Raw genomic sequence first — 8,389 nt, forward strand, 5'->3', positions numbered from 1 at the left:
ACGGCTGGGACGGAAGTCGCTGTCGTTCTCAAAATCGGTGGAGCTGCATGATAAAGTCATCGGGCATTATCTGAACATAAAACACTATCAATAAGTTGGAGTCATTACCTATCGAGTCCTCCGGGGCATCGTGATCGTACTCGCCCCAATAGCGCCTCGTCATATCGCCATCGAGAACCAGGAGGAAGGCATACAATTTACGCTGGCTGTTAGACAGGATGCACTTACACTTTGGATTGCTGCTGTCATACACCAGACCGTTAACTTCCACTTTAATCTTCATATCCATTGCCGCCTTAAATATAAACCAACCAGAATATAGCAATTGCGGTAAATACAATTGCAGTTCTAAAGGATAATGCTGCTCTTTTCTGTTCTGCCGCTATCATATTATTTAGCGTTTCTTCCTTGTTTTCTGTTGCAGAGGCGCGAGGTAAATCATACCACCGCTTCAGCTGCCGCATCGTTTCCATCCTGCTCAATGAATATTTACTACTCAAGCAGTATATCCAGAAAATCACAGCCAGAATTACGGGGATAAATTTCAGGTACATACTAAACATATCTGTTGGCTGTTCCATATGTCGTCCTTCTCATTCTATTTCAACCACTACCAGACTTTGAGTATTTCACTTCTGTGAAAAGGCGTCCCAATCTGGATAGATATAATAAACAGAACCAGCCTCTATAGGCAGTGTCTTAATCTTCGTGTCAGGGACAATCTGCATATTTACTCGCTCAATGATGTCACCACATTTTCTTCTGTCTACTACAAACTCCCAGCGAGACTGGGGCAGTGTAACACCGAGCCATTCAATGTTTTTTTCGCTCTTTGTGACAGCCACATGGTAATCACATTGGCTTTCAGTATCACGAACCATCAGCTCTTGATTATCCCCTCTAAAATCAATCAGGCTTACCACCTTTATAGGGCTTTTAATCCCCGCCATCGCAGTGGCCGAAATAAACAGAATCGCCAGCAACGCTACCCCATTAACTTTTATCACCATTATCTCCTTCGGTAATATCGCCAGTCATAGCTACCCAACATTTCGCACCATCATACTCATTTCCACCTTCCGCGATAAAGACGTGTCCGTTAGTGTCGATCGCTATCGCGCCAGGCCGTTCATGGTGCGCATCGCGCAGGCAATTTTTCCAGCCATAGGCTTTCCCTTCCCATATCAGCACCACGCCGCCATCATGCCCCGGCCATGCTTCACGATAAGCAGATGCTTCAGCAACAAACCGTAAGCGGGCGAAAAAGCCTGATTGCTTCAGCTCTTTCGCGTCGGCCAGTTGTGGGAATTTTGCCCTGGTAAAGCTGCCCGCATCCGGCGCGGCCACCACGATTTCATCATCAATGACGTTGCGCCGGATCTCTTTGCCATCCTCGATAACCTTTTTGCGGAACGAGTGCCGGAAAACGGCAGAGTAAGCCCCGGATTCATTCACGAAAACGCACGTATCCCAGCGGTGATTGCCCTTACTACGAAACGCCCGGTAAACCTCGCGGCCATACTTGGCCGCATCCTCTTTTTTGAAGTCGAAAGCCATATGTCAGTCCTTTTTCTCAAATACCTGTATGTATTGCCCGCAGCTGGCGCAGCAGTATTCACCCAGCCAGCGGCCATCCTCATTCCAGTCATTAATCCCGCAGCGGCAGCGTACAACGCGGCGCTTGCCTTCCGGCACCTGGAGAGGGGGGAATATCGTTTCCTGAATGTCCGGCCAGAACCGCACGGATGCCACCCGGACCGCCTTTGTTTGGCCCGAATAGTCGAGATACCGAAACCAGACTTCATCTGTCGCAACCATCAGCATTTCTTCCTGAACGAGTAAGGCGGGCAAATGCCCGCCGCTCCTGGTTAATCTATTGCCCGAAAAATACGGCTCTGTGACTCCGGCGGGAGCGTTTCGGTAAAGTCCCGCAGCGTGTGATAGCGTTCGGCCATCGTCTCATTCACGCGCTGCCAGCCACGCTCAAACGCCACGCAGCAAAAATGGCTGTAGGCATACAGCGCAACGATAATCCCGGCTTCTTTCGCGCTAACAGGTTCATCAAAATAGTTAGGGAGCGTAAGCTGGTAGCCATCCGGCGCGATGAACGCACACGCGCCATTTTCATAGGTGATGTACTCCCAGCAGCCGCCATCATAGCCAACTGCGTATTTTTTCATAAAGCTGCAAACGTAGTTCTCTGCCTGAAGATAAAATTCTGCGAACGCGTAAGGAAGGAAACGCATTTTCTGAGCGGGGCCATAGATTTTTGCGGTGACGGTATTAGCCATAATGTTTACTCCGGGGTTGCCGCTTTGGGCTGTGTTAACGGGGGCGGTATTGCCTCCCGATGAAATTAGTATCGCTCTTTTCACCCACAAAGTCAATATTAGTAAATACAAATTTTGTTAGACTTTACTCTCTGCCGGAAGTATATTTTCTGTATTGCGCAATACAGAAGGAAGGCCACATGACATTGCCAACACCCGAAACCTACGAAGAACTCCAGCACGCCTACGATTTTTTTGATGAACGGCTTTTTAATAACGAGCTGCCGCCATGCCTGATCACCCTGCAACGCGAAAAGCGTACTTACGGCTATTGCTCGTTTCAGCGTTTTGTTGGCCGCGAGAGCGGGCAAATGGTCGATGAAATAGCGATGAATCCAGTGTTTTTTTCCATCCGAACAATCAAGGCAACGTTATCATCTCTGGTGCATGAAATGGTTCACCAGTGGCAGTATCATTTTGGCAAGGCCGGGAGACGTGGCTATCACAATAAAGAATGGTCCGCGATGATGGAACGCATTGGGCTAATGCCTTCAGATACAGGGCAACCAGGGGGACGGAAAGTTGGGCAAAGTATGGCGCACTACATCATCACCGGCGGCGCTTTTGACCGGGCGTGTGATGAACTGTTAACGCGCAATTTTCAGCTGTCCTGGATGGACCGCTTTCCTCCGTTCCAGCCGAAACCGGGAGCGCCGCAGTCACCCAGCGGAAAAGGTTACATCGATGATGAAAATGATGATAGGGAATACCCGCCGGACGACGACTACACCGACGAACCTGGCGAACTGGATAATGAAATCATCGAGGCAATGAAGTTTGTTTCGCCGCCGCCAGAAACCCCGGTAAACAAGTCCAACCGCGCAAAATACACCTGCCCTGTGTGTCATGTGAATCTGTGGGGTAAGCCGGGGCTGGTCGTGTTCTGCGGCGGGGAGCATTGCGAGAAGGCCGAACTTCAGCCCTCATAAGAAAAGCCCCTGACGGGGCTTTATTTTCATTACAGCGCATGGATCGCATGGTTAGGGAAGGGGAGTGTAACCGGGGCGAATGGAATATCATCTTCAAAGTCCGGCATCGCGCCCTGTTGTGGTTGCTGCCCTTGCGTTCCCGGTGCAGCAGCTGGCGCACCACCTCCGCTAAACTGTTGCTGTCCACCCTGACCAGCGGGAGCGCCGCCACCCTGGCGACCGCCCAGCATCTGCATAACGCCGTTCATGCTAACCACAACTTCCGTTGAGTAGCGATCTTGCTGGTCCTTATCCTGCCATTTGCGGGTACGCAGCTGGCCTTCAATGTACACCTGCGAACCTTTGCGGAGGTATTCGCCTGCAATCTCGGCCAGCTTGCCAAAGATAACCACCGTATGCCATTCCGTGACTTCTTTCTGCTCACCAGTGGCTTTATCTCGCCATGATTCAGATGTGGCAAGGCGCAGGTTAGCGACCGCACCGCCATTAGGCATATAGCGCATTTCGGGGTCCTGGCCTAAATTGCCAACGAGAATTACTTTGTTAACACCGCGTGAAGCCATAATTTATCCTCCTGATAATGGGAAGCTGTGGGCTTCCCGGAGAAATAATTATCGCAATTTGAAGGGTTGCAGTCAATCTAAGTAAAGTAAATATTTACTATTGTTTCTTATTAGGGCTATTCAGTTTTGTTCTGGTTGATGGCGTATTTTTCGGCTTCCTTCAGCACCTTCAGGGCCATCTTTTCGGGTAGCCAAACGTCAACTTTGCGTAGCTTCTCGCCCTCAAAATCGACGGCTACAGACTGGTACAGATCCCAAATACGTTTGACCGTGGAACCCACGTTCTGCTTGGTCCGTCCAACACGTTCGGCCACATCTTTATTGCTTTCCCCTTTAACCAAAACAGAATGGCCGATTTCGGTCGATAAGTGGGTAAACGTCTGCATTGCGGGTAAGAGGCGATCCCATTCTTCCTGCGTCATGCTGCGAGTCTGTTTGCGGGCCATAGTCATTCCTGATTGATAACGATTAAGCCCATGATATAGCGGCCACAGCTAACGGTCAATGTTAGTAAATAATGATTTTACTCTATTGAACTAATGAGAAGGAGAGGGGGAGGCCGTCGCGGCAGCAACTGGCCTCCGGGTGAATCAGCGAAGGAAATGCTGATAGCTCTGGATTATAGCGAAAGTTATCGCTTTTAAAAGAGAGTCCGCAACGCTCGCCGCAAGACCTGATTAGGGAGCCGCAGCGCGGCGAGTCTGTCAGGTCGAGGAAGCGTAATTTCCACTGTTGCTAAGTCATACACCGGACGCGCCTTACTCACAGATAGGCTTTGTTAATTACAGGATATATGTACAGGTAGAAATTAAAGGAAAAACATACAGGATCACCTTACAGGTTTAGGGGGGGGGTAATTTATCTTGGTTTAGGGGGGGGGATTTATCTCGGTTAGGGGGGCAATTTATCTTGCTAGGGGGGGGTAATATATCTCGGTTTAGGGGGGGGGATTTATCTTGGATAACTTGCTGAATGAACAGGGTTATCCACAAAAGAAAAAGGCCCGGAATGGGCCTTTTCTTCACGATTTGTACGGTATAGGGGGAGGAGAACTGTACAGCAGCAGGCCACCTTTGACCTGATCAACCTTTGCCGCCGGATACACTGAAAGCACCTGTTTCAGCGCTGGCATGAATGCCCGTTTAAAATCCTTGTCGGCATTCTTCCCGCTGTACTCCTGGGCGAACTGCTCCCGCAGCTTCATCCAGTACAGCATGACCGGGCGGCCCTCGATGCGGTGGAGACGGTGAGCAAGCCATGCGTATATATCGAGTGCCAGAGCGGAGCCTTTCAGCACATGCAACGCCCTGTTGTCGAGCGGAACGGCGCTCTCAATCAGGCCGTTATAATAGCCCTCTGACAGAGTGAGTGTCCCCGGCCATAACGTGAGCTGCTTTGTGTCTCCATCTTTGAGCCAGGCATCAAACTGTTCAACGGGCTGGCCGTTATAGGTACGGCCTTTGAAGCCCAGCTGTAAGCGACATGCTGCCAGCGCCTGCATCTGTATACGCAAGGTTCTGTGCCTTGCCCCCTGAAGTTCCATTCCCATAAGGCGAAGAAATTCGCTGGCACTGTGGCCGATGGCGATTTCCCGCGTTTTGTTGCGCAGTGCATACGATGAAATCCAGGCGAACGTGAGTCGCGGCATAGCCCCATAGGGTAGAGGCTGCTCTACCGGACCATTACCTTCATCAAGCCATCCGGCCTGCACCACAAGCCAGGCATCACCAGAGCGGCGCATAAACTCGCGGCCTTCCACTTTAGAGCGAGGCAAACCGACCTGGCACAGAATAGAGTGGGTGAACGCCATATCATCACCCTGCGGCGGTTCCTGCCGGATTAGTGCCGCTGTATCAATGGCTTTTTGTTGCCGTTTGGTTAGCTGTTTTCTGTCCTCTGCCATTGTCATTTTCCGTAGTAATGTAACGCTGAGAAAACACTAGCACGGTGATTTAGTAATTACCAGTAAAAAAAAAGGTGACTATTATTTACTTTGTGCATTATTGACTGTACGGTAGTGTTAATTTCAACAGGAGGAAGCTATGACAGAACGCCAGCAGAATAGAAATATTTGTGTTGTGGGGAAGGTCAAAGACGGAATGACCATCGATACCTCAAAAATCAAAATCGAGGACGTGTCAGAAAGAGTTATCAGTATTGATGATAGCTTTAATACTGAGGATGCTACTTTGTCTCTGCGTACAGTAATGAGAAATGTTGCAACACGGATTTATCTACCATCAGTTTTAAAAGGCGCATGTCCAGCATTTGAAGCATGGGCAGATAAACGCTCGGTTGGTGAAAAGCTACCGCGTGGAAAGTATTTCAAATCGCGTGAATTTATCCGTCAGTTCAAGATCCAAAACTATGTCTAATTTTATATCGTGACTGTCACGCATAGCTGGTAGATAGCAACTATCAGCTATGTCTTATGAGTATACCCTTCTGTCACCCTCTGAATCCTTCCCCTCGCGCCTTAATGGCATAACTCTAATGACATAGGTTATAGTGACATAACCCTAATGACATAAGAGGCGGTCATGTACATATTTGGATACCTCCGGGCTTCTGCACACGATCAGGATGCGTCACGCGCCCAGCAGCGGCTTAAAGCCTTTGCACTTGAGCATAACCACCGGGTAGCCGGATGGTACGTTGAGAATGCGTCTGGCGCGTCCCTGCAACGCCCTGAGCTTATGCGCCTGCTAAATGATGCTGAGAAGGGCGATCTTATCCTGATTGAGCAGGTAGACCGCCTTTCACGCCTGGATGATGAAGGCTGGCAGCAGCTGAAGCGAATGATGCAGGAAAAGAATCTGGCGATTATCAGTCTGGACCTGCCAACCAGCTACGCGGCGTTAATGCCCCACGGTAGCGATGAATTTACACGGAGTATGCTGACGGCCATCAATAGCATGATGCTTGATATGCTCGCGGCCATCGCCCGAAAAGACTATACAGATCGCCGCCGTCGCCAGCAGGAAGGCGTAAGGAAAGCCAAAGAGAAGGGGGTTTATCGTGGCCGGATGCCCGACCAGAATAAGCATGACCTGATCCGTTCTTTGCGGCATCAGGGGAAATCTATCAGCGAGACGGCCAGACTCGCTGGCGTATCGGAAAGGACGGTTACGCGGGTGAGCAAAAGTTAATTCTGGCTATCGACCTGTTTACCAGGAACGCCGTGTTTGACCAGCAAATCCTCTATAGCTTCATCGAGCAGGCGGCTTTTAGGTATCCGCGTTTTGGCCGCTAAAGCGTCAAACAATGGAACAAGCTGATTATCAAGGGACGAGGTGAAGCGTCGGCGATTTTTTAAATAGGGTTCGGCCATTACATCCGTTTCCACACAGTTACAGGTGCAAGCAGTGTATGTGGCTGTCAGATAGATTAAAGTGGTTTCAGATAGTGCCTATATAGTGCAAAAATTCACCCTGAATACAGCACCAGGGCACTTACAAAAATAAAATATGCACGATTCCAGCTCGTTTAAGTCGCCTTCATGGCGACTTTTTTATGCTCTTTAACAATATGATTGTTGTGATAAACATGGATTGTGCAGCTCAATATCCATGTCTGGAGGAAGCGCTTCCGGGGCAAGCCCGGAAGCCTTGCTTATTAGCGGTGGGAGTAAAGACGCCAGGCGGCACTGCCGGAACTACCATCACAGATACGGCCAGCGAACACCGATCCCTGAGAGTACTTAACACCGTTCAGGTAGCAGTAGCTGCTGTTCTGCGTTTGTTCTGAGCGAAAAGCTGACTCCTGCTGACTCAAGCGATGCTCGGCAGACTGGAGACGAACGGAAAGCGCGTTGATTTGCTTCTGCTGATCGCTGATTCGGTTTGAGAGCGCTACTGCGTCGTTCTGAGTGGCGCACCCGGAGAGTAGGGCGGCGGCAATAATAGCTGGGATTAGTTTCTTCATGTGTTACTCCTGAAATGAACGTCCGTATCGCTGAATAATCAGCTCCAGTGTGTTTTTGTTTTCTGAAATAGTGGTCATAGGGCAGCTGCTTAGAAATACTTTACGAGCCGCAGCTGTCGCGCCGGGGTTGTAGTAGGGGGTGTAAATTCGTATCTCAAAAAAGCTCTGGCGGCCCATTACACAGTCAGGCCCGGATGTTGCCTCGTTACCTTGTAACTTTCCGGCCATACAGGTGAACGCGAGACACGGATCACCCTTAGTATTTCCCTCCGCAAAGGCGCTGGCGCTACTGAAGATGCAGTACATCAATAATATTTTTGCAACGGTTCTTAGCTTACTCATACGTTCCCTCTTATCCATTTGATACAGCTTGTTGAAATCACATTGATAACCAACAGCAATCCCATTAGGAACAACAGGTTATAAAACTCTGGCGCTCCCAAACGGCCCATAAACCACTCGACAAGAAACAGCACGATTGATAGTGTTGCGATCAACTTCAATAGCTTTCTTGACGCAGCGCTTACAAAAAACGGTAATGACTCCAACTTATTGATAGTGTTTTATGTTCAGATAATGCCCGATGACTTTATCATGCAGCTCCACCGATTTTGAGAACGACAGCGACTTCCGTCCCAGCCGT

16 protein-coding genes are annotated in these 8,389 nt (G+C 49.6%); 4 read left to right on the forward strand and 12 right to left on the reverse strand.

All coding sequences use genetic code 11. The annotated features are described in order from the left end of the window. A partial coding sequence (locus WFN87_RS23620; RefSeq protein ID WP_000306640.1) for an IS1 family transposase occupies nucleotides 1–94 on the forward strand: 94 nt, incomplete at its 5' end. A gap of 202 nt (nucleotides 95–296) precedes the next feature. Here the strand turns inward: WFN87_RS23620 and WFN87_RS23625 are convergent. The 5 genes from WFN87_RS23625 to WFN87_RS23645 are packed head-to-tail and all read right to left on the reverse strand — an operon-like array spanning nucleotide 297 to nucleotide 2,291. Then, complete coding sequence (locus WFN87_RS23625) at nucleotides 297–581, reverse strand: hypothetical protein (protein WP_032449364.1); 285 nt, start codon at nucleotides 579–581, stop codon at nucleotides 297–299. Nucleotides 582–629: 48 nt separating this feature from the next. After that, complete coding sequence (locus WFN87_RS23630; protein ID WP_032449363.1) at nucleotides 630–1,010, reverse strand: hypothetical protein; 381 nt, start codon at nucleotides 1,008–1,010, stop codon at nucleotides 630–632. Next, a complete protein-coding gene (locus WFN87_RS23635) occupies nucleotides 994–1,557 on the reverse strand; it encodes a hypothetical protein (protein WP_020323174.1) in 564 nt (187 codons plus the stop codon). The genes WFN87_RS23630 and WFN87_RS23635 overlap by 17 nt, the downstream gene beginning before the upstream one ends. A gap of 3 nt (nucleotides 1,558–1,560) precedes the next feature. Continuing rightward, a complete protein-coding gene (locus WFN87_RS23640; RefSeq protein WP_223226684.1) occupies nucleotides 1,561–1,818 on the reverse strand; it encodes a hypothetical protein in 258 nt (85 codons plus the stop codon). A 50-nt stretch (nucleotides 1,819–1,868) separates the two neighbouring features. Further along, the gene (locus WFN87_RS23645) at nucleotides 1,869–2,291 is read right to left on the reverse strand and encodes an antirestriction protein (RefSeq protein ID WP_001642212.1); all 423 of its coding nucleotides are present in this window, start codon (nucleotides 2,289–2,291) and stop codon (nucleotides 1,869–1,871) included. A gap of 179 nt (nucleotides 2,292–2,470) precedes the next feature. Here WFN87_RS23645 and WFN87_RS23650 point away from each other — a divergent pair, with 179 nt between their 5' ends. Beyond that, on the forward strand, nucleotides 2,471–3,259 hold the full coding sequence (locus tag WFN87_RS23650; RefSeq protein ID WP_020323160.1) for a SprT-like domain-containing protein: 789 nt from the start codon (nucleotides 2,471–2,473) through the stop codon (nucleotides 3,257–3,259). A gap of 29 nt (nucleotides 3,260–3,288) precedes the next feature. Here the strand turns inward: WFN87_RS23650 and ssb are convergent, their stop codons facing one another. From ssb to WFN87_RS23665, 3 genes are all read right to left on the reverse strand, one after another. After that, nucleotides 3,289–3,822 (reverse strand): single-stranded DNA-binding protein, encoded by a 534-nt coding sequence (ssb, locus tag WFN87_RS23655; RefSeq protein ID WP_020323149.1) that lies wholly within the window; start codon nucleotides 3,820–3,822, stop codon nucleotides 3,289–3,291. A 116-nt stretch (nucleotides 3,823–3,938) separates the two neighbouring features. Next, nucleotides 3,939–4,268 (reverse strand): TrfB-related DNA-binding protein, encoded by a 330-nt coding sequence (locus tag WFN87_RS23660; RefSeq protein ID WP_020323151.1) that lies wholly within the window; start codon nucleotides 4,266–4,268, stop codon nucleotides 3,939–3,941. Between the two features lie 575 nt (nucleotides 4,269–4,843). Next, complete coding sequence (locus WFN87_RS23665; protein ID WP_020323144.1) at nucleotides 4,844–5,725, reverse strand: replication protein RepA; 882 nt, start codon at nucleotides 5,723–5,725, stop codon at nucleotides 4,844–4,846. Between the two features lie 139 nt (nucleotides 5,726–5,864). On the opposite strand from WFN87_RS23665, the gene WFN87_RS23670 reads away from it, so the two are divergent. Further along, nucleotides 5,865–6,197: a hypothetical protein gene (locus WFN87_RS23670; RefSeq protein WP_020323168.1), complete on the forward strand. Its 333-nt coding sequence runs from the start codon at nucleotides 5,865–5,867 to the stop codon at nucleotides 6,195–6,197. A gap of 165 nt (nucleotides 6,198–6,362) precedes the next feature. Next, nucleotides 6,363–6,971, forward strand: coding sequence for a recombinase family protein (locus WFN87_RS23675; protein WP_032449362.1), 609 nt, complete (start codon nucleotides 6,363–6,365; stop codon nucleotides 6,969–6,971). Here WFN87_RS23675 and WFN87_RS23680 read toward each other — a convergent pair. The 4 genes from WFN87_RS23680 to WFN87_RS23695 all read right to left on the reverse strand — a co-directional run. Further along, entirely contained in the window at nucleotides 6,968–7,153 is a 186-nt protein-coding gene (locus WFN87_RS23680) for a ribbon-helix-helix domain-containing protein (protein WP_006118530.1), read from the reverse strand. The genes WFN87_RS23675 and WFN87_RS23680 overlap by 4 nt on opposite strands. Before the next feature lie 284 nt (nucleotides 7,154–7,437). Further along, on the reverse strand, nucleotides 7,438–7,746 hold the full coding sequence (locus WFN87_RS23685) for a hypothetical protein (protein WP_032416643.1): 309 nt from the start codon (nucleotides 7,744–7,746) through the stop codon (nucleotides 7,438–7,440). 3 nt (nucleotides 7,747–7,749) lie between these two features. Further along, entirely contained in the window at nucleotides 7,750–8,088 is a 339-nt protein-coding gene (locus tag WFN87_RS23690; RefSeq protein ID WP_223226685.1) for a hypothetical protein, read from the reverse strand. 207 nt (nucleotides 8,089–8,295) lie between these two features. After that, on the reverse strand, nucleotides 8,296–8,389 hold a 94-nt coding region (locus WFN87_RS23695), incomplete at its 5' end, for an IS1 family transposase (protein ID WP_000306640.1).

Origin of the sequence: Cedecea sp. AS113 (genome assembly GCF_037152415.1) — a bacterium.
Lineage (GTDB): Bacteria > Pseudomonadota > Gammaproteobacteria > Enterobacterales > Enterobacteriaceae > Cedecea.